At 59.6% G+C, this 19,655-nt stretch carries 19 protein-coding genes, 2 pseudogenes and 1 other annotated feature; of the genes and pseudogenes, 10 read left to right on the top strand and 11 right to left on the bottom strand.

The features are described from left to right. The first annotated feature begins 1,787 nt into the window (after positions 1-1,787). Positions 1,788-1,970, top strand: a complete 183-nt coding sequence (locus JNC62_RS14660; RefSeq protein ID WP_374839774.1) for an AAA family ATPase — start codon at positions 1,788-1,790, stop codon at positions 1,968-1,970. A 5-nt stretch (positions 1,971-1,975) separates the two neighbouring features. Here JNC62_RS14660 and JNC62_RS14665 read toward each other — a convergent pair. Then, positions 1,976-2,493 (bottom strand): annotated as a pseudogene (locus JNC62_RS14665) (transposase); the annotation flags it as partial. Continuing rightward, positions 2,108-2,224: a sequence feature (AL1L pseudoknot), on the bottom strand. Its footprint overlaps the pseudogene before it by 117 nt. 158 nt (positions 2,494-2,651) lie before the next feature. Further along, on the bottom strand, positions 2,652-3,545 hold the full coding sequence (locus JNC62_RS14670; protein ID WP_374839750.1) for a LysR family transcriptional regulator: 894 nt from the start codon (positions 3,543-3,545) through the stop codon (positions 2,652-2,654). A gap of 83 nt (positions 3,546-3,628) precedes the next feature. Between JNC62_RS14670 and JNC62_RS14675 the strand changes: the two genes are divergently transcribed. Continuing rightward, positions 3,629-4,426 carry a phytanoyl-CoA dioxygenase family protein gene (locus JNC62_RS14675; RefSeq protein WP_374839751.1) on the top strand — a complete coding sequence of 266 codons (798 nt, stop codon included), beginning with the start codon at positions 3,629-3,631 and terminating at the stop codon, positions 4,424-4,426. Between the two features lie 638 nt (positions 4,427-5,064). On the opposite strand, the gene JNC62_RS14680 is transcribed toward JNC62_RS14675, so the two are convergent. Genes JNC62_RS14680 through JNC62_RS14700 form a run of 5 tightly spaced genes read right to left on the bottom strand, consistent with a single transcriptional unit; the run spans position 5,065 to position 10,514 of the window. Continuing rightward, entirely contained in the window at positions 5,065-6,105 is a 1,041-nt protein-coding gene (locus tag JNC62_RS14680) for an ABC transporter ATP-binding protein (protein WP_374839752.1), read from the bottom strand. Then, positions 6,102-7,097, bottom strand: coding sequence for an ABC transporter ATP-binding protein (locus JNC62_RS14685; RefSeq protein ID WP_374839753.1), 996 nt, complete (start codon positions 7,095-7,097; stop codon positions 6,102-6,104). The genes JNC62_RS14680 and JNC62_RS14685 overlap by 4 nt, the downstream gene beginning before the upstream one ends. Continuing rightward, a complete protein-coding gene (locus tag JNC62_RS14690) occupies positions 7,090-7,998 on the bottom strand; it encodes an ABC transporter permease (RefSeq protein ID WP_374839754.1) in 909 nt (302 codons plus the stop codon). Before JNC62_RS14690 ends, JNC62_RS14685 begins: the two co-directional genes overlap by 8 nt. Then, a complete protein-coding gene (locus JNC62_RS14695; protein ID WP_374839755.1) occupies positions 7,989-8,924 on the bottom strand; it encodes an ABC transporter permease in 936 nt (311 codons plus the stop codon). Before JNC62_RS14695 ends, JNC62_RS14690 begins: the two co-directional genes overlap by 10 nt. 12 nt (positions 8,925-8,936) lie before the next feature. Next, positions 8,937-10,514: a nickel ABC transporter substrate-binding protein gene (locus JNC62_RS14700; RefSeq protein WP_374839756.1), complete on the bottom strand. Its 1,578-nt coding sequence runs from the start codon at positions 10,512-10,514 to the stop codon at positions 8,937-8,939. A gap of 317 nt (positions 10,515-10,831) precedes the next feature. On the opposite strand from JNC62_RS14700, the gene JNC62_RS14705 reads away from it, so the two are divergent. The 4 genes and pseudogenes from JNC62_RS14705 to JNC62_RS14720 all read left to right on the top strand — a co-directional run bounded on the left by JNC62_RS14705 (position 10,832) and on the right by JNC62_RS14720 (position 13,306). Next, a complete protein-coding gene (locus tag JNC62_RS14705; protein WP_374839757.1) occupies positions 10,832-11,617 on the top strand; it encodes an aspartate/glutamate racemase family protein in 786 nt (261 codons plus the stop codon). Between the two features lie 2 nt (positions 11,618-11,619). Then, positions 11,620-12,327, top strand: coding sequence for a flavin reductase family protein (locus JNC62_RS14710; RefSeq protein WP_374839758.1), 708 nt, complete (start codon positions 11,620-11,622; stop codon positions 12,325-12,327). 135 nt (positions 12,328-12,462) lie between these two features. Beyond that, positions 12,463-12,843: pseudogene (locus JNC62_RS14715) on the top strand (MFS transporter); the annotation flags it as partial. Positions 12,844-13,030: 187 nt separating this feature from the next. Further along, positions 13,031-13,306, top strand: coding sequence for a metal-sensing transcriptional repressor (locus JNC62_RS14720; protein WP_374839759.1), 276 nt, complete (start codon positions 13,031-13,033; stop codon positions 13,304-13,306). 94 nt (positions 13,307-13,400) lie between these two features. Here JNC62_RS14720 and JNC62_RS14725 read toward each other — a convergent pair whose 3' ends face one another. Beyond that, positions 13,401-13,778 carry a hypothetical protein gene (locus JNC62_RS14725; protein WP_374839776.1) on the bottom strand — a complete coding sequence of 126 codons (378 nt, stop codon included), beginning with the start codon at positions 13,776-13,778 and terminating at the stop codon, positions 13,401-13,403. On the opposite strand from JNC62_RS14725, the gene JNC62_RS14730 reads away from it, so the two are divergent. The 4 genes from JNC62_RS14730 to JNC62_RS14745 are packed head-to-tail and all read left to right on the top strand — an operon-like array spanning position 13,672 to position 16,610. Further along, positions 13,672-14,136, top strand: coding sequence for a HoxN/HupN/NixA family nickel/cobalt transporter (locus JNC62_RS14730; protein WP_374839760.1), 465 nt, complete (start codon positions 13,672-13,674; stop codon positions 14,134-14,136). The two genes, JNC62_RS14725 and JNC62_RS14730, sit on opposite strands and share 107 nt — an antisense overlap. Beyond that, a complete protein-coding gene (locus tag JNC62_RS14735) occupies positions 14,136-15,455 on the top strand; it encodes an MFS transporter (protein ID WP_374839761.1) in 1,320 nt (439 codons plus the stop codon). Before JNC62_RS14730 ends, JNC62_RS14735 begins: the two co-directional genes overlap by 1 nt. Further along, complete coding sequence (locus JNC62_RS14740) at positions 15,418-15,882, top strand: YqaA family protein (RefSeq protein WP_374839762.1); 465 nt, start codon at positions 15,418-15,420, stop codon at positions 15,880-15,882. Before JNC62_RS14735 ends, JNC62_RS14740 begins: the two co-directional genes overlap by 38 nt. A gap of 2 nt (positions 15,883-15,884) precedes the next feature. Then, a complete protein-coding gene (locus JNC62_RS14745) occupies positions 15,885-16,610 on the top strand; it encodes a HoxN/HupN/NixA family nickel/cobalt transporter (RefSeq protein WP_374839763.1) in 726 nt (241 codons plus the stop codon). A gap of 181 nt (positions 16,611-16,791) precedes the next feature. Here the strand turns inward: JNC62_RS14745 and JNC62_RS14750 are convergent, their stop codons facing one another. The 3 genes from JNC62_RS14750 to JNC62_RS14760 all read right to left on the bottom strand — a co-directional run bounded on the left by JNC62_RS14750 (position 16,792) and on the right by JNC62_RS14760 (position 19,419). Next, positions 16,792-16,923, bottom strand: a complete 132-nt coding sequence (locus JNC62_RS14750; RefSeq protein WP_374839764.1) for a hypothetical protein — start codon at positions 16,921-16,923, stop codon at positions 16,792-16,794. A gap of 752 nt (positions 16,924-17,675) precedes the next feature. Next, positions 17,676-18,242, bottom strand: coding sequence for a L,D-transpeptidase (locus JNC62_RS14755; protein WP_445482866.1), 567 nt, complete (start codon positions 18,240-18,242; stop codon positions 17,676-17,678). Further along, positions 18,220-19,419 carry a hypothetical protein gene (locus tag JNC62_RS14760; RefSeq protein WP_374839765.1) on the bottom strand — a complete coding sequence of 400 codons (1,200 nt, stop codon included), beginning with the start codon at positions 19,417-19,419 and terminating at the stop codon, positions 18,220-18,222. The genes JNC62_RS14755 and JNC62_RS14760 overlap by 23 nt, the downstream gene beginning before the upstream one ends. Positions 19,420-19,655: the final 236 nt, after the last annotated feature.

Below are 19,655 nucleotides of genomic sequence, written 5' to 3' on the forward strand. Positions count from 1 at the left end.
ATTCGGCATCTTTGAGCGATAGCTCAAGAAAAGAGCATGCGCCGGAGGCGCATTCCGTATGTCTGGGCTGATCCGGCCATCGCTACTTGTACTGGCCGAGCAGATCAGCTCAGACCAAATATCAAAAAAATGTCCGGCCGTCAGGCCGACCATATGCGAAGCCATGGCCCGCCGAATGGCGGGCCTGTAGAGCAGCATCTGCAACCTGGGTGCTCTTAAGCTTCACTGCCTGGCGGGTACTCAGCATGTCAATCCCCAGCCAAGCTCGGAGAAATTCGGTGAAGGTGTAGAGACTGGATGGGTAGCACCTACAAGCCAGAAGGCCCACGGTGAAGGGACAGTCCAGACGGCGAACGCGGAGGGGCGGTGAAAACCGAAGTGGTATGAAGTTTGGGGTCGTGCGTTCGAATCCTCTCGTGGACACCATTCCTTTTCGCGAACCGGATTGAGCGACGCCCGCTAGTAAGGCCGCAGAGGTTTGCGCCTGAGACCAGTTTCTCCGCGTTAGAGGTGAGCCCAAGTGTCCAGCCCGCCATCGCGGTTTTGATTTATTTCGACGAAGTTCATGTGCGCAGCCAGCTTAAGCGACCGAGCGAGACTGCCCTGCCGTCGTGTGCACTGGGCGACAAATTTCTTTGACCTGGAATGGCACCTGCGAGAAGTGCGCTACTTGCGGCGTTACGAGTGGCTTCTTCCCCTATAGGCAGAGGTGGTGGTGCGATACCCAAAGTTAGGTACTTAGAAGCCTAAGTTGCGTACCTCATGTGGAGCGGCATTGAATGCCGCTCCTCTAGCTGCGTCGAACTGAAGTTCGCTTTTGGATCCCGGCGGCAGCGAGCCGCACACATGGATCTACGGCCGCATACCGGCGCTACCCCATTCCGCTCAGCGAATTCGCGTTCGCGTTTGCAGGGAAGCAATTGCTGTGGCTGGCTGATTGAAGTGGAGTTGCCCCTGCGTCGCACATGATCACCTCTTCCGTTCAGACTATGCCCCGTGCCTCGTCTGAAGGGACTATGCGGCAAATCCAATGATCACATGACGAAGCTGTGCGTCGAGAAGGTATCGTTTCACCATTAGCTCCCGAAACCCGGACTACAGCCATCCGACGGATTAAACACAGATCGGGTCACGAAACAGCTTAAAAATTCGATCTATCTCGAAACCTAATTCCTGGTCCCGATTTTTCTGTGGGAGGCAGGAACTCAATGCCCGCCTGCTCTAATGCAGCCGAGACTTTCTCCAAAATTTCGATACCAATTCCAGGCTCAGCATTTTCCAGGCGCATGATTGTATGCCTGCCTAGCCACCGTGGCTTCCGTGGAATTAATTCGGCTCGTTCGGCAGTCTGCATCACCTCCGAATGCCGCCGAAATTGCCACGCTGTTTTTGTTATGTGACGCAATCAAGCGTAGCGGCCTTTCGCTGGAGGATATTCTCGGAGAGCTAAAACGTTTCGGGACGGTCGTTTCCATCACATGCGCCGTTGCGGGCTTTGAGGACATCTTTATCGACCTGTTCGATCGTGGCCTTATTCTCCCGGGGGCTGCGGCCCGGATAAATGGCTACGAAATTACAACGCGCCGCGAGGCGCAAACGGTAAGGGCGCGTCAAAATCTAATAGAGGCGGATCGCGGACGAAGCGACCAACCGACTCTCGGGACGCGACGGGCTTCGATGTAGTCTCTCCTGCGAAAGGGGACGCAGCAACAGGCGCTCTAAGGGTTGAAGATCTTGCAGGCTACGGACCCGAAATTCAGGAATGGGCTGACGACCTGAGGTCCGATTTGCCCCGATGGCTGAAGAAGGAGCTGACGTGGGAGGAGCTCATCCCTTGCGCGCTTCTCACAGGCCCCCCGGGTGTCGGCAAAACCATATTCGCACGGGCTCTCTGCAATACTTTGAACTTGCCACTGGTGACCACATCGGTCGCCGCCTGGCTCAGGGCTGAGGTCCCATCGACCGCATGAGCCGGGCGAACGCCGTAGACGCGGAAGTTCGCCTCGAACACACGGCGTATCTCGATCTCCAATGCAATGTCGCTGCGGGCGCGAACCGACAACCGGTCCACGTCCAGGCGCTTGGCAACGTTATCGTAGTAGGTTGAGGGGGCAATCGGCAGCAGTCTGGGGATCGGCTCGACCCCGAACACCGACCGGTGTTCGTCGATGAAGGAGATCATCGCTTCAATGGGCGGTCGAGCTCCGCCATCGCAAAATAAGCAGACGCCTTGCGCAGTTTCTCGTTGGCCTGCCGAAGCTCGCGGTTCTCCCGCTCCAGTGCCTTCATCTTCTCGGCCACGTCGGGCCGGGAACCATCGTCCACTTCCGCCTTCTTCACCCATTCATTGAGCGTCTGCGCCGAGCAGCTGATCTTGGCGGCGATCGAGGAAGCCGCTGCCCATCGCGAGGAATATTCGCGTTGGTGATCCAAACCCATCCGCACGGCTCGGGCGCGGACTTCCGGTGAAAATTTGTTGGTTGTCTCGATCATATCGGCTCCACTTTCTCAAAAGTCGGAGCCTCCGGCAAACCCGGTGCGGTCCAGAAGGCTGTTTACCTCGTTCGTTGAGAAGGAGTTTTCCAATGGCCGCGAGGGAGCGTGCGATCGGCTCTAATGAGTGTCTGAAAGAAAGTCCACCGATCCCTTTCTCAAGTCACATTGGCCATTTCGAGGATTGCGGTACGAATTTCTGGCAGCGGTGCTGGCTGCTCACCGCAGTAGGCCAGCACAATTGGTTCCCGGGCCTGGACGTCGGCGATTGGTACGCGGACAAGCGGCTTGCCGTCGTAGCTGGTCTTGCCCACGGGGCAGGTGTAGCTAATGCCTACGCCCTCACCATTCGCCGACAGGCTGCGCAATACCTCGGTGGAGGCCGCTCGGTGTGCAACAAGAGGTATCACGCCAAGTGGCCGGAAAAGACCGAGCATGTGGCGGATCGACAATCCCTGATCAGACAGGATCAGGGGGCGGTCGGCGAGATCGGCAAGGGTGACCTCCTCTCGCATTGCCAACGGGTCGTCCGGATGAAGCCAAGCCTGCGGTGATACCTGCGCATAGAGAGCACGGTGAAAACTTGCGTCGAGTCCCAAGTCGTAGGTCAAAGCCAAGTCGATGTCGCCGGACCGAACGGCCTCGGCCAGGCCCTCGAAGGTGGCGACCCTCGTCTTGACCTCAATCTCCGGAAACCGTGTTCGCAGCAACCTTAACAAAGGGGCGAGATAACCTGGGGAAAGATCATCGAAAACGCCCAACACGATACGCTCCAGTCGCCGCTGACAGAGCCCCCCGGGACTTTCGAGGCGTGCCGCATCGGCCAGAAGAGCTTCCGCATCTGCCATGAAGAGGCGGCCGAATCCAGTAAGTGTGACTGGCGTGCCCTTGCGGCGATGGAACAGCTTCTTTTCCAGGTGCTCCTCAACCTGGGTAACGGCTACCGATAGCGCCGGTTGCGAGACGTTCACTTGCTGGGCAGCAACGGTGAGACTTCCGGCACGGGCGACCGCCACCACGTATTCCAGCTGCCTCAAGGAAAGATATAACATGAATCTATATTACTGTTTTCAATATATTATTGGAACTTAAAAATTGGCCCCGGCATGCTCCTGCCGTCAATAAGGAGACCGCCATGCTTCACCCACTCATTACCCAAGAACACATCGACAGCTATCAGCGCGACGGGGTCGTACTCGTCAAAGGCTTGTTTCGAGACCATGTAGAGGCGTTGCGACAAGGAGTCGAAACCAACATGGCCGAACCGGGAGAATACGCCGCCGAGAACCTCAAGGCCGGCGAAGGAGGGCGCTTCTTCGACGACTACTGCAACTGGCAGCGCATTCCCGAGTTCGAAGAAGTAATCCGCGCCTCGCCGGCGGCATCGGTCGCGGCAGATTTGATGCAGTCGAAGACCGTGCAGGTCTTTCACGAACATGTGCTCGTCAAAGAACCGGGTACGTCGAAGCCGACCCCCTGGCATCAAGATTCCCCATATTATTTCGTCGAGGGTGAGCAGACGATAAGTTTTTGGTCCCCGCTCGATCCCGTCCGCGAGGCCTCCCTGCGTTGCGTGGCGGGATCGCATCGGTGGGAGAAGCCAGTCCTGCCGACGCGCTGGCTGTCAGAAAGCAATTTCTATCCCGATGCTGATGCTTACATGCCCGTGCCCGACCCCGATGCCGAAGGGATGGCCATCATGGAGTGGGAAATGGAGCCGGGCGACGCGGTGGCCTTCAACTACAAAACCCTTCACGGCGCTCGCGGCAACCAGACCCACACGCGCCGCCGGGCATTTTCACTCAGGCTGCTGGGCGATGATGCTCGTTATGTAGAGCGGCCGGGCCGTACCTCCCCGCCTTTCCCCGGCCATGGATTGAAGCCAGGCGACAGATTGCGTGAGGATTGGTTCCCCATCATCCTCCGACGTTGAAACGTCACGAACATGCGCAGGTGCCTGGCACGGGATGCCAGGCACCAAGACGTGCTGCCCAGCGTCTGTAAACCCCACAGACTCGGAGCTTGCCCCCGAAGCTCGGCATCATGTCTTTGGCCAAACTGGGTGTCTGTCATCGATGACATAACCATGCGAATTTCATCCTCCCCACAGTCACACGGCATCGGCAAGATGCTCGTGATCGTGCGGAAGATCGCCGTGGGTATGCGTCAGAACGTCTGGATTGTTGGCAGGCCACAAGCGCAGCACTGAGATGCAGGCCGCAACCGAAGGTGGAGCGCGTGTGCTTTCTTAACGTGGAAGACGAATGTGGTTACGAGCGATCGAATTCGCGTGACCCTATGCCGGGGCGGACTGTGACACAGGTAATATGACTTTCGCCAGCGCCACACTGAAGCTGCGACCGCTCCGACTGCGACCACAGTGATCGCCATGCCGGTCGAGAAGCGCAGCACAAGTACCGCGCCCAATCGGCCCAAAGGGCCGACAATCTCGCCGCAAGCCCTCTGAGATGTTAGGCAGCCATCCGGTGCTCGCCAAGGGGCCCGCCACGGCGCTGCTCTGCCCGAGCAGCGCCGTACTTGGGGCACAGCGGATGGCTTCGTGGGGCCTGGTCAGGAAAGAACAAGGGTCCCAACACGCTCTGCATGCGCCTCCGCCTCTCGTAGAGCCGACCGCTTCCCGCGATGCAGGTCCTTAGCGAACACGCACGCTGCATCATGTCCAGGGGACAGTTTGAAGGCTCGTGGCACCTGTTGCTTGCAGTCATCCACCGCCATCGGACAGCGCGTCCGGAACCTGCAGCCGGACGGCGGGTTGGTAGGGCTCGGCACCTCTCCAATCATCAGCGGTGCCTTGCGCTGCCGTTCGCGGATGGGGTCTGCCTCGGGAACCGAGGCTAGCAGCATCTGCGAATACGGATGACTCGGATGGTCATAGAGTTCCTGAGACGGTCCATGCTCCACGATTTTGCCGAGATACATGACATACACGCGCGACGCGGCTTGCCTGACCAGCTCAAGGTCATGGGCAATGAACAGGCAGGCAACGCCCAGGTCCTTCTGTAGCCGCAGGAACAGATTCATCACCTGAGCCCGGATCGACAGATCGAGCGCGCTAACCGGTTCGTCGCAGATCAACACGCGTGGATTGACGGCAAGGGAGCGAGCGATTGCGACGCGCTGGCGTTGGCCGCCCGAGAGTTCACGCGTGTGGCGCTCCTTGACGGCTTCTGCCAGTCCTACCTGGTCCAGGAGTTGCTTGGTCCGGCGGCTTCGATCGGCTGGTGACTTGACCCCACTGATCAGCAGGGCTTCGTCGATGGCCTCCCCGACCGTCTGGCGGTCGTTCAGGGACGAATACGGGTCCTGGAACACGTACTGAAGCGCCCGGCGGCTGTCACGCAGAGCTGAGCCGGACAGCGTTCTGAGGTCAACGCCGTCGAGCAGGACCCGCCCCGCACTGGCCCTCTCCAGGCCGACGATGGTGCGGCCGAGCGTAGACTTCCCGCAGCCCGACTCGCCGACGAGACCAACGAATTCGCCCGGATACAGTTCGATCGACACATCGTCGACGGCGTGGACGAACTTGCCCCGCTGAACGCTCTTGAACCGGGTCTGCAGGTTTTCGACTTTTAGAACAGGCCCGTGCATCATGCTGCTGTCCTTCCTTGATTGACGACCGTACAGGCGACTACGACCGAATTGTCGGCCGACTGCACCAGTGGAGGACGGCTTGCCGTGCAAGCCGGGACGGCGAGTTCACAGCGCGGCGCGAATGCGCAGCCCCCGATGGGTGCGCCCAGCGTCGGCGGAATGCCGGGAAGTCCCCGGAACTCCGAGCCGATTGGGTCCGCTCGCCGCGGGATCGCGTTGATAAGCCCCTTGGTGTACGGATGGCGGGGGGCGACCAGGACCCTGTCGACCGGCCCCCGTTCCGCGGCGCGGGCGGCATACATGACCACGATGTTGTCCGCGGCACCGGCGACCACCCCCATATCGTGGGTGATCAGCACCATGGCCATGTTGAGTCGACGCTGCAGGTCCTTCAGCAGGCGCAGTATCTGAGCTTGAACGGTGACGTCCAGGGCCGTCGTCGGTTCGTCAGCTATGAGAAGCTTGGGCTCACCCGCCAGAGCGATAGCAATGACGATGCGTTGCCTTAGACCGCCTGAGAGCTCGTGCGGATACTGGCGTAGCCGCGCGACCGGATCAGAAATTCCGACGAGCTTCACGAGCTCGAGCGCCCGCGCCTCCGCTGCGCGCGCCGTCATGTTAAGATGGAGTTCCGCCATTTCGGCGATTTGCCTTCCGACCCGCCGCACGGGATTCAGCGCGCTCATCGGGTCCTGGAAAATGAACCCGATGGAGTTACCCCGGACATGCCGGAGCTCTGTTTCGGGCAGGCCGATCAATTCGCGTCCGTCAAAGCGAACCGATCCGGACAGCCCTGTAGTGACGCCGGTCGGCATCAGCCCAAGCGGCGCGAAGTTCATGACGGTCTTGCCGCTGCCGCTTTCGCCGACAATTGCGAGGCATTCTCCCTCCCGAACGGAATAACTAACCCCGTCGACGGGACGAACGGCAGACTTTGCGGTGAGGAGATCGACGGTCAGATTGCTGACACTCAGCAGTGCTTCATCATGCATCGACGTTCTCCTTGGTCCAGCCCGCGACTTCGAGCCGCCGCATGGCGAGCATTCGCCGCGTCAGTGGTTTTGGGACGCGATTGAGCGCCATGGCTTCACCGAGGGTATTGAAGCCAATGACCGCAGCCGTCAGTGCCAAGCCTGGCAGGATGACTTGGCGTGGGTCGGTTTCAAGGTAAGGCAGTGCGTCGACCAGCATCTGCCCCCATTCCGGCATCGGTGGCTGAATACCCAGGCCCAGGAAGCTGAGCGTTGCCACGGCGATGGCGGCCATGCCCGCGTCCGCGGTCGCATAGACCATGACCGCACCGATGGTGCCGGGCAGCAGATGGCCAAAGTAGATGCGCCAGGGGCTGGCACCCAGAACACGCAGTGCTTCGATATGCGGCTTGCTCATAATGCTGACTGCGACCGCACGGCTGATACGACCACTCATCGGCCACCAAGCGAGCGAAAGCGCCAGCACCATCGTCCAGTAGCCAGGTCCGACGATGCCGATAACAGCAAGAGCCGTGATTAGGCTTGGGATGGACAGACCGACATCAACCACGCGCATCAGAAGGTCATCGACCCAGCCGCGGTGATAACCAGCGATCGTCCCCATCAGGATGCCGATCGTCATCGCGCTGATCAGCACCAGGCCGACGCTGACCAATGAGGTGTTCGCGGCAAGGATTAACCGGCTGAGGGTATCGCGTCCGAGGTGATCGGTGCCGAGCCAGTGAGCCGCGCTCGGCCCCTGGCTGGCCGCCAGCAGGTTTTGCGCAGTGGGGTCCTGCGGAGCGAGCCACGGTGCAAAGGTCCCCAGGGCAACGAACAGGCCGATGACGATCAGTGCCACCCGAGGCATCTTGTTCAGTTGGCCAAGTATTGGCTTGAGTTTGTTCATGATCAGCTCCACTGCCGCCGGATGCGAGGGTCGGTCATCAGGACCGCCAGATCGACGATCAGGTTCACCACGATGAAGAAGGTGAGGAAGATCAGCAGGCACGCCTGCACGACCATGAAGTCGCGGAAACGCACGCCCGCCAGGAAGTAGTCGCCAACGCCCTGCCAGGCGAACAGTGGCTCAACGATGATTGCTGTTGCTGTCATCAGTCCTACCTGGGTGCCGAGCGCGTTGATGAAGACCGGAGTAATGTTTGGCAGCGCTTCTCGGAACAGGATTGTTATCCGTCCAAGCCCCTTACTTTTGGCTGTCAGCACGTAGGGACTGGCCATGGCCTCTTCCAAGCCTACGCGTACCACACGGCTGAGCACTGCTGCAGGCAGAGCCACGGCGCTGAGCCACGGAAGTACCCAGCTCTGCGGCCCATTGAAGCCGAAGGACGGGAAGAGTTGGAAGGTGACAGAGAAGCCGTAGATCAGCAGCGCGCCGACGAAGAATGTCGGTGTCGACGCGCCGAGGAGGGCCAGACCGCGCGAAACGCGGTCTGGCAGCTTGTAAGGCCACAAAGCGCCCAGGAGGCCGAGCGCCAGGCTGAGCAGCGTCGCAATCACCGCGCTGCCGGCGATCAGGGTGCCCGTGACAAACATCCGCTTTGGCAGGTCGGCGCTGACCTCCTGGCCTGTCCTGTAGGAGATGCCGAAATCGCCGCGGACTGCATCGCCAAGCCAATCCACGTAGCGCATCAGCAGTGGCTTGTTCAGTCCGATTTCTTCGGCGACTTGCTCGACGTACCCCGGGACCGCAACCGCGCCGCGAAGTTCGGCGATCAGGACGGCAACATTGCCCGGGGCCGAAACCACGAGCGTGAAGCAGACCAAGGAAGCGAGAAACAACAGGACCAGGGAATGCTTCAGCCGCTTGCTGATGAAGTGGATCAAGGCAGCCTCCCGCTACTCAGCCAGCACGATGTTTTCGTACGGCATGTCGTACTCGGTGACCGGGCTGGTGAAGCCCTGGACCCGCTTCGAATGCGCCCAAATGCTGGGGACGTAAACAAGCGGCGCGATCGCGTCGTTGTCATACAGCCAGTCATAGACCTTCTGGATCGCCGGCTCGATTTGATCGCCTGTCGCATCGGTCGCCGCGTTGATCAGCGGGTCGAGGTTGACCGGGTCTGTCACCAGCTTGCCTTCGACGTCGTTCTTGAAGGTCGACAAACAGAGCGCCACGACTGATCCGAAAGGATCATAAGGAGCGCCATAGGTCAGGAAGAAGCCAAGATCGTACTTCCCCTCCAGCATGTCGGTGTGCTTCGAGGCGTGGTCGACTGAACGGACGATCAGGTCGATGCCGATCTCCTTCATTTCCGACTGGATCACCTCGGCGATCACGCGCGAACCAGGCACTGCATCGGGGCTGACGACCATCTCCAGGGTGAGCGGCTTGCCGTCCTTGGAGCGGATGGGACTGCCCGTCCAGCCCGCCTTTTCCAACAGCGCCGATGCCTCAGCCACGTCCCGAACGGGGGCATCGTGCTGCGTGCCGGCGTAGGGCAGCGCGCTAGAGAAGAGCGATCCCGCAGGCTTCGCATAGCCGTGGTAGAGCGCCTGGGAAATGGCGGCACGGTCGACCCCGATGCTGATCGCTTTGCGGACCTGCTGGTCCTTCAGCGCCTCCGCGCGGTCGGGGTTGAAGGCCATCACGAGCGTCACGTTGCCAGGGTCGACGACGACATTGAAGCCGGCCGCTTCGAGCTGTTTGCCCTCCTCCGGGGTAAGCGGTGCGATCCAGAACCCGCCAACGAGGTCAATTTCGCCGGTGCGGAGTGCCGCGACACGTGACCGAGGGTCCGGAACGACCTTCGCCTCGAGCCGCTCATAGGTCGGCTTGTCACCCCAGTACTCGTCGTAGTGCTCGAAGACGCTCTGCGTGTCGTCGGCACTGATCTGACGCCATGGTCCGGTGCCGACCGGCTGGACGAACTTGCCGTCGGCGTCGACGGACTTGGGGCTCAGGAAGCGCGGCGGCCGTGTGTAGGAGAGCTCCTGCATCAGGGCGAGGACCGGCTCCTTGAAATGCAGGGTAATGTGATAGTCGTCGACCACGTCCAAGGATTCGAAGTACTTCGAACAGTTCATCCAGCTGAACTGATCCCTGCCCATCCAGCGCTCGAGATTCCACCGGCATGAGGCGGCATCGAAAACGGTGCCGTCCTGGAATTTCACGCCTTGGCGGAGCGTGAGATGAAGGGTCTTGCCGCCGTCTTCGATCGTCCAGTCGGTCGCCAGGCAGGGCTCGATCTGGCCACCCTTTCCGTACTTCACCAGCGGCTCGAACATCAGGTCCTGGATCGCCCAGATCGCATAGTGGCTCTGCGGATCCAGGTTGCCCGCAGGTTTGGCAATCGCAATTCGCAAAGTACCTGCGGCACCCTGCGCATAGGCGAGCTTCGACAATGCGGCCTGCGCCATCGCCAAGCCGACGGCTCCGGCCGCCCCTTGTAGGAACGTACGTCTTTTCACTGACATCTGTTTCTCCTCCTCTTTGGCGCACTCCACGCCGTCCTAAACAATGGCCTCCTCGCCATGTTGTCTAGACATAAAGATCGTTTCATGTATACGATTAATAGTCAATATTGCTTTCTGTTACGCAGACAGAATCGCACACAGGGGTCGGGCAGGACGCCGGAGGGAGGCTGCGAAGCACTAGGAATGCCGATTGCCCCCGCACGCAACACGTCAGGCACGAGCGAACGCAAATCCATGGACGCCGGGCCGACGCCAAATCCGCATACAGATTCCGATCGACAACATTAATATATATTGTACACAACTGGAGGAGCTGAATGCTGATCAAACTGATAAATCCGAACACCACCTCATCCATGACGGAGCTTATGGGTGGCGCTGCTCGCACGGTTGCGGCTACTGGAAGCGAAATTGTCCTGGCGACATCCCGCTCGGGACCCGCTTCGATAGAGGGGCACTACGACGAGGCCTTGAGCGTCGTGGGCGTAATCGACGAGATCGTGCGAGGAGAGCCAGCGGACGCATACATCATCGGCTGCTTCGGCGATCCGGGCCTGCTCGCCGCCCGCGAAATCACAACTTCACCGGTCCTGGGCATTGCCGAATCTGCTATGCATGCCGCCACGTTCGTGGCGACCAGTTTCTCGATCGTAACGACCCTCGAGCGTACCCGGATCATATCCGAGCACCTCGTCCGCAGTTACGGGATGCAAAACCACTGCCGGCGCGTGCGCGCCACCGACGTGCCCGTACTCGACCTCGAAAAGCCGGGCTCGAACGCCGATGCCGCAATATTGGCGGAGTGTGAGAAGGCCCTCATGGAGGATCACGCTGGAGCGATCGTGCTTGGCTGCGCGGGCATGGCGAGCCTCGCAGCGCGTTTGCAACAACGGCTGGGTGTTCCCGTCATCGACTGCGTCGCCGCCGCGGTCAAATTCGCTGAGGCGCTTGTCGGCATGGGCCTTCGCACGTCGAAGGTTGGAGACCTAGCTTTCCCGTTACCGAAAGCATATGCCGGGAAGCTTTCGGACTACGCCCCCACCAGCCTGCGACTCCACAACAGCCAAAGCCTCGCCGGGCCCGCAACATCTGTACGGAGTTAATCATGGAATTCGACTTTGCCGAACTGCCTGAAAAGGATCGCTACCGATTGCTTTGCAGCTTCGTCGGACCCCGGCCGATTGCACTCGTCACCACCGTCGACGAGCACGGCTGCAAGAACGCTGCGCCCATGAGCTTCTTCAATGTGTTCTCGCACGATCCCGCACTTTTGATCCTTGGCATGCAGACGCGCCCGGATGGCGCGCTGAAGGATACGGTAGCCAACATACGGCGGTCGGGCGAGTTTGTCGTTCACATGGTGGACATGGCGATCGCCAAGGAGATGATCGTTACGGGTATCAACTTCCCCAGCAACGTCGACGAGATCGAAGCCTCCGGGCTTACCAGCGTGCCGTCCGTCAAGGTGACACCGCCGCGCATTCGGGAATCGCCCTGCGCCATGGAATGTCACGTGTCGCAAATCCTCGATTACGGCCGGCGGACCATAGTCATCGGCGAAGTCGTGCAGATGTATGTCCGCGACGAGTGTCTCGATGCATGCGGCCGCTACGTCCTTCCGGAAGTGTATCAGCCCATCGCCCGCCTGCATGCCAACAACTATATCGTCGCCGACAACCAGTTCGTCCTGAATAAGCCCGACGAACTCGTTCACTATGATATTGCCGCGGGCTACGGCGAGCCGCCCCCTGAGGCGAACAGTCCGTTAGACGCTGGCGTCATTCCCTTGGCTGACGGACAGAACTTGGGTTGAAAGATCGGGAGCCGTAAGTGGTACTATGCCGAAGCGCCAGTTTGCGAGCTCTCGGCGTTTCGCGCGTGGTCCTCGCGTTCTTTACGGAATGATCTTTGGACTGGCCTAGCGCCGCCCGCATGACGGCAGAACGCGATCGAATGCGTGACCTCCATAGGGCTCAAGCCGACCACCTATGTCTTCGCCGCCCGCGCCTTGCGTGATTTCGCGGACGCTTTCGTCGCGATCCTGTTGCCCTTCTACCTGCTCGGTCTAGGTTTCCCCCCTGGAGGTCGGGGTCGTCGCCACGGCGTCGCTGTTCGGCTCCGCGCTGATGACGATCGGCGTTGGCCTGATAGGGGTGCGTTCGATCTCCGCAGCCTGCTACTTGTCGCCGCCGACTGGATGGTCGCGTCGGGCGTCGCCATGTCGGCCGCCAACGACTATCTGCCACTCCTTGCGATCGCCTTTGTGGGTACGATGAACCCGTCCGCAGGGAGCGTGAGCGTCTTCGTGCCGCTCGAGCACGCGGTTATTGCGACGGGGCGTGGTTTCCCGGAGATGAGAACGATAATACCAATACGGCCAGTGCCGCCACAAAGGCGACCAGCGCGTCTAACAATCTCTGTCTCATGCGAAGCATCATCCTCCTCATATCCACAAGGCGAGATTCGGGCAAGATTCCGCGTTGTAATATCCCCTCCAGGGGGATAGGAATTTACGAATGACGGAACATCGACACGACACTCACCCAGACATCGTCAAGCGGCTCAAGCGGGCAGAAGGACACCTGAAAAGCGTGATCGCCATGATCGAGGGTGGTCGCCCATGTCTTGATATCGCACAGCAACTGCATGCGGTCGAAAAAGCGATTACGAACGCCAAGCGCACGCTGATCCAAGATCACCTCGATCACTGCATCGAAGACTCAGTCGGCGGGCTCGGACGCGAACAGCGCCAGTCGATCGACGAGTTCAAGACAATCACGAAGTACCTCTGAGGTAGTCCGATGCCCGAGTTTTCAGAGGTGATCCAACAGGGGGCGGCGCATGCTTGGCTGTTCATCCCGAGCGCCATTCACGCAGCCATCGCATTCACACAACGACGTGCGGCGCATCGATACCGGCCATGGCGCGGTCTCCTTGGAGGTCTGCGAACACGGCGTACCGCCGGTATGGCGGCTGCGCACGCAGCGCGGGCATGAATGGAAGGCAGCGGATGTTACGGTCAGTACGGAACGTCTCGACGGTTCGCTTCAAACCATCGCATTCGTCGACAAGGGCGGCTATCTCGAATCCACATCGGAGATTCCGGAGCCCCACGAGTTCATGGCTCGCCTCAGCCTCGGACACGGCGACCATACCCATGACTACGATCTCGCGTTTGTCGACGGAGACCGGCACGACCATATCCACGAAGAACTCCGGGGGGTGGGAACAGACGGGTTCCAGCACGCGCACGAACTCGCCCACGCCAACGACATCCGCCAACCGCAATGTCACCACCTGGCAAATCGCATTGTTCGGACTGACGGGCGGTCTCATTCCTTGTCCCGCCGCGATAACGGCATTGCTCCTCTGCCTTCAACTGAAGGAAATCACGCTTGGCTTCGTTCTGGTCCTCTGCTTCTCGATAGGGTTGGCCATTACGTTGGTGACCGTTGGCGCGCTTGCTGCCCTGAGCGTCAGGCACGCGACCAGGCGCTGGAGTTGGTTCAACGTTCTGGCCCGCCGCGCTCCCTACGTCTCCAGCCTGATGATCATTGCCGTCGGCCTTGCCGCCCAGGTAGGGAATCCACCGTCACCGACGATTGAAACAGGACAGCAGTAGTGCTCGAAGTTCTCGGCAACCGAACGTACCGTCACCTTTTCGCCGCACAGGTGATCGCTCTTGTTGGCACGGGTCTTGCGACAGTCGCCCTCGGACTGTTGGCCTATGACATCGCGGGAAGCGAGGCAGGAGCCGTCCTCGGCACGGCACTCGCCATCAAGATGATTGCATACGTCACCGTCGCGCCGGTAGCGGGAGCCTTCGCGGAGGTCCTCCCACGAAGACGCCTGCTGGTCGCGCTCGATCTGGTCCGGGCAACCGTCGCGCTGTTCCTGCCGTTCGTCACCGAGGTGTGGCAGGTGTATGTGCTGATTTTCGTCCTGCAGTCATCGTCCGCGGCTTTTACGCCCACATTCCAAGCGACCATTCCGGACGTGCTGCCGGATGAAAAGGACTACACCCGCGCGTTATCTCTTTCCCGGCTCGCCTACGACCTGGAAAGCTTGGTAAGTCCGGCTCTGGCCGCACTGCTGTTGACGGTGATTTCCTTTCACTCGCTGTTCGGAGGCACGGTGGTAGGATTTTTGGCTTCAGCCGCACTCGTCGTGTCGGTTGTCCTTCCCAGCCCGACTGCCACGATACGGCGCAGCATATTTGAACGCACAACACGTGGCCTGCGGATATATTTGGCGACCCCGCGGCTCCGTGGGCTGTTGGCGATCTGCCTCGCGGTCTCGGCGGCGGGCTCCATGGTCATCGTCAACACGGTGGTGCTGGTGCAATCTGTCCTTCACCTGTCGCAGGAGGACACAGCATTGGCTCTGGCGTCATTCGGTGCCGGATCGATGCTCGCCGCGCTTATGCTACCGCGGCTCCTCGACAAACTGGCCGATCGCCCCGTCATGCTAGCAGGTACGGGCCTACTCATCCTCGGCCTCATCGGGGCGTCGACGATTGAAAGCTTCGCGGCCCTGCTCCCGCTATGGTTCGTGATAGGTATCGGCTATTCGATCGCCCAGACGCCGTCAGGGCGACTCCTGCGTCGGTCCGCCCACGCGGAAGACCGTCCGGCCTTGTTCGCTGCCCATTTTGCGCTGTCGCACGCGGCCTGGTTGATCACCTACCCGTTGGCGGGATGGCTTGGCGCGAAGGTCGGCCTTCCAATCACGGCGACCATCCTCGCCGTGGTGGCCGCCGCAGGCTTCCTTGCCGCGTGGCGTCTGTGGCCGGCCGTCGGCGATGATAAACAACCCCATGTTCACGCCGACTTTCCTGACAACCATCCGCATTTGACGGAAGGCACAGACCAGAATGGTTTCGGTCATACCCATGCGGTCGTAATTGACGAGTTTCACCCGAAATGGCCGCGTGAGCACTGAACTGGCGGCCTATCTGGGCCTGTTTGCCTCGGCGTTTGCCGCAGCGACACTTCTGCCGGCTCAATCTGAAGCTGTCCTGGTCCTGCTTTTGCTGAAAGGTGATCTTCCCGTGTCAGCTCTGGTTGCCATTGCCAGTTTGGGAAACGTGCTCGGATCGATCGTCAACTGGTGTCTCGGCCGCTGGATCGAACGTTTTCGCGGCCGCCCCTGGTTTCCGGTTTCGGAACGGAAGCTTGAGCGTGCACGGGACTGGTATCGGCGCTACGGCAAGTGGTCCCTGCTCGGGAGCTGGTTTCCCGTCGTCGGCGATCCGATCACGGTGCTGGCGGGTATCCTGCGAGAACCCTTACCTATGTTCATTCTCCTCGTTTCCGTCGCCAAGGTCAGTCGCTATGTTGTGACGGCTGGTACGTTGGCCCGGATATGACCATGTGGCTCTGGATCGTCGACTTCCAGCGGGATATCTATTCCGCGCTGGCTGAACACATCAAAGCGTTCGCACTAGGAAGCGGCTGGACGACGCTGATAGCGTTCTTGCCGATGGGGATCGTTTTCGGAGCCGTTCACGCCCTGACCCCCGGACACAGTAAGGCGATCCTCGCAACCTATTTGACCGGCTCGTCAACTAAGCTTACGCGGGCGCTTATGACGGCGGTCGTCCTATCGTTCACCCATGTTTCGATGTCGGTCGTCATCGTGCTTCTGTCGCTGCCGCTGGTGACTATCATGTTCGGGTCGGGGGGACCTGGCTCGTCCCCGATCCTTGAAAACGTCAGTCGCGCCTTGCTCGGACTGATTGGCGTCTGGATGATCTGTCGTTCGCTCGGTCGCGGTGGGCATCGTCACAGTGACAAGAGTGACATAGCGTTCGGTATGGTGGCTGGTCTCATACCCTGCCCGCTTACCCTTTTCGTCATGACCTTCGCATCCGTGCGAGGTGTGCCCGAAGCTGGGCTGATGTTCGCCGTGGTCATGATGATAGGTGTCGCCATGACCTTGGCCTCTGTTGCCCTGACGGCCACGCTTTTTCGATCAGCGGTGGCGAATTTGATCAGCAGGTGGCCGCAGCTCTTCGTTGTGGTCCCGAGAACGATCGAGGCCTTGTGCGGCCTGATCCTGGTTACAGTCGCCATATTGCAGTTTGGGACCGGCTAAAGATCGCACTTCAGTTTTGCGGAAGGATCGAACTGGCGACGACGGTGGGCTGGCCGGACTTCGCCGGGTGAATGCTGCACGATCTTTTTAGCGCCGACGTCAAGACGATGTAAAGTTGGAAGGACGTGCCGCCGTCTGCGCCGTCCTCGGCGAGCCGTTCCGCATCCGTGCGCCGCATGAACTACCGACCGAATGCGTCGCCGTCGACTTCCGGGAAGATGATCGTGCAGGTCTGCACGGGCTTGCCGCGCAAGGTCGCTTTGGTGGTGCCGACAATGGAGCCAGCCGGCAATCCCGGCTCTGCCTCGTCCACCAACCAAACCCGTAGCCATGTGAATGGAGATGAGGGCTGATTCCACGACGGCTTCCCAATCGTGTTCGACTGCCATGACAATCAAGCGATCAACGCTCGCCTCGTGCAGGCAAGTTTCCAGAATCGGTCGAGTGCGTCCTTGGCGTTCGTCACCTGCACGCGGATGCCGCGATAAGGTTGAGTGACGCGTGGCCTCCCAAGAGCAAAGCCGCGACGATCGGGATCATCACCGGTACTCCAACTGGATCAAGATGGAAAATTATATCGCTTTCTGGTCTTTCTGTTGAATGTGCGCATTCGGCCGAAAGGCGACCTCGCTCCTCGGCTGCTTTGCGCCGGCATCTCGGCCGCAGAAGCCGTCTCGCGTGCTTCCTGAAAGCGGACATCGTTCGCGGCGTCGTTACGTCGCGTGTGCGCCGACACTGTTGAAAAACTCGGCGTTGTCGGCGTTTGACTATCGTGATTCAGTTGCCGCATCGATTTGAGGAGGATTGAACGGTGATGGGATGTCAGGCAACTCCGGCGAGAAACATGCTCGAACCACCTAAGACAGAAATGGGCGGATGAGCAGCCAATCCTACGAACTTTCCACGATCCCGCCAAGAGCCGACATTGCCGTGCCAGCGCAATGGCTGGGTTGCGGTGACTTGTCGGATGACGTCTTCCCCTCCAAGGCGAGCCGACCGCTGGCATTCACGGCTTCGAATTTGAGCAGACCCGCCCATGAAGTCCAGTGCGGGTCTGCTTAACGTTCAACCCACGAGCAAATGCTTCATTGTCGGATCGGGGATGACGACGATCCGGCTGCCATCACGAACCTCGTCGTGAAGGTGTATCACGTCCTGATTGATGAGCCGGATGCATCCAGAGGAGACGGCCTTTCCGATGCTGAAGGCTTCTGGAGAACCGTGGATGCGATAGAGCGTGTCCTTTCCGTTTTCATGGATGTAGAGGGCGCGAGCGCCAAGGGGATTTTTGATCCCGGGATCCATGCCGCCATTGGCGATGCTGTAGGGCTCCAGTTCGGAATTTCTTGCGACCATAGAGTCCGGCGGCGTCCAGCGCGGCCATTCCCGCCTGTAAGCCATGATGGCCTCCCCAGCCCAGGCAAATCCATCACGCCCAACGCCGATGCCATAGCGCATCGCGCGCCCATCTGCCTTGACGTGGTAGAGATATTTGCCGGGCGTATCGACCACGAGGGTGCCTGGCTTCTCGTTCGTCGGATAGTCCACCTCGGTTCGCCAGAACTGAGCTGGTAGCTGGCTGATATCCACTTCCGGGATCGGAAACCGCTCATTCGGCATCGCATAATACATGGGCGGCACCACCGGCTTGGGCGCAGGCGGCGGTTCCGCGATGGTTACAACGGGCGGCGGTTCGGTCGATGCAAAGCCAGAGACGGCGATCGCCCCTACACCAAGAATGAAGGAGCGCCTTAGGTAAAACCGAGTCCGCGTTGAACGCCCTCAGGATGGAGTTGGTCGACGTAATTTTGTGATTGCAGGTGACGTCGTGATCATATGAAGCGCGGAGGTGATCACGGTATTCCTGCAGTGCCCTAGTAAACTCACTGATAAGAGACGCTACTGGCACGCCATTCCCGAGTCCGTGGAAAACGGAGCGACAAATCTGAGATCCGTTGGATGCGAGGAAAGACAGGAGCTCAAGAAGCAGCACATGGTGGGTTTTGACAACGTGTTTACTCTTAGCGCGGTATGTCCGCTCGAAGGATTTTGCAACACGTGCCGCATAAGAGGCAGGCCAGCCGTCGTCCACCAAAGACTTGAACTGAAACATTCTGCCGCCAGCGAAAGCGATCAACGGATCGCGCTCCAGGGCCTCGATCAGTTTTTTTTGCGCATCCGCGATTATTGGTGCGTATGGTGGAGCATTGATCTGATTCTGCGCGATGCCGAGCAAACGCTTGATTTCGGCCTTATTGATAGAACGACCCGACTTATCGAGCGGCGGCTGATCGCTCAGTAGCGCTTTGAGTTCTTCCACCTTCGCCAAGACTTCACGCGGCTGATAACCTATTGAAGCGACCTTCGCATCGTACTCCTCGACTAACTCTCCAAGTCTGGGATAGCGGATCAGGTTCGTCTTGGATTTTGGCAAACCGAATGCTTCATAAAGCTGAACTCGACTCACTTTGTTATCCCAGAGCTGCAGAGTTCCAACAGACATGACGTCCTGCAACCATGTTCGCATAGCGGGGATCAGAAGCTCAACCTTGGCTTCCTTTATGCCAACGGCGTCCTCGTAGTCAGAAAAGATTTGCAAATAAGAAGTTAGCGCAGACTTAGTGATATCCAGTGCCTTACGAAACACTTGTCGATCGATTCGGCCCGCACGACCTCGGATCAGGCCAGTCCCGCGCAGTTGAGAGTTAAGAATCTGGACTATCTTTCTGGCCGTGTGGTCGACGGGATAATGTTGGTGTTTCAGGAGTTCGGGGTAGCGAGAGACTGCCTCTAGGGCGTTTGAGTCCATCGGTACCGAAGTTTCCTGACGAGCGCCGTATGCTGGACGCTCTAACGTTTCGCAGGGCTCCACGTCCTCTAGGATGCCTTCATACGAAACGAAGATATTTTTGTAACCCGACATAGCTGAGGCTGCGACATGCAGCCGACGAGAGAAATGTTGCCGACTTGACCTGCCACTGAACTTTCATCCGGCGGCGATTAGAGCCTCGGCGGTTTTGGATACGCCAGATGGCGCGGTGTGAG

Source organism: Mycoplana ramosa (assembly GCF_041930185.1).
Classification (GTDB): Bacteria; Pseudomonadota; Alphaproteobacteria; order Rhizobiales; family Rhizobiaceae; genus Mycoplana; species Mycoplana ramosa.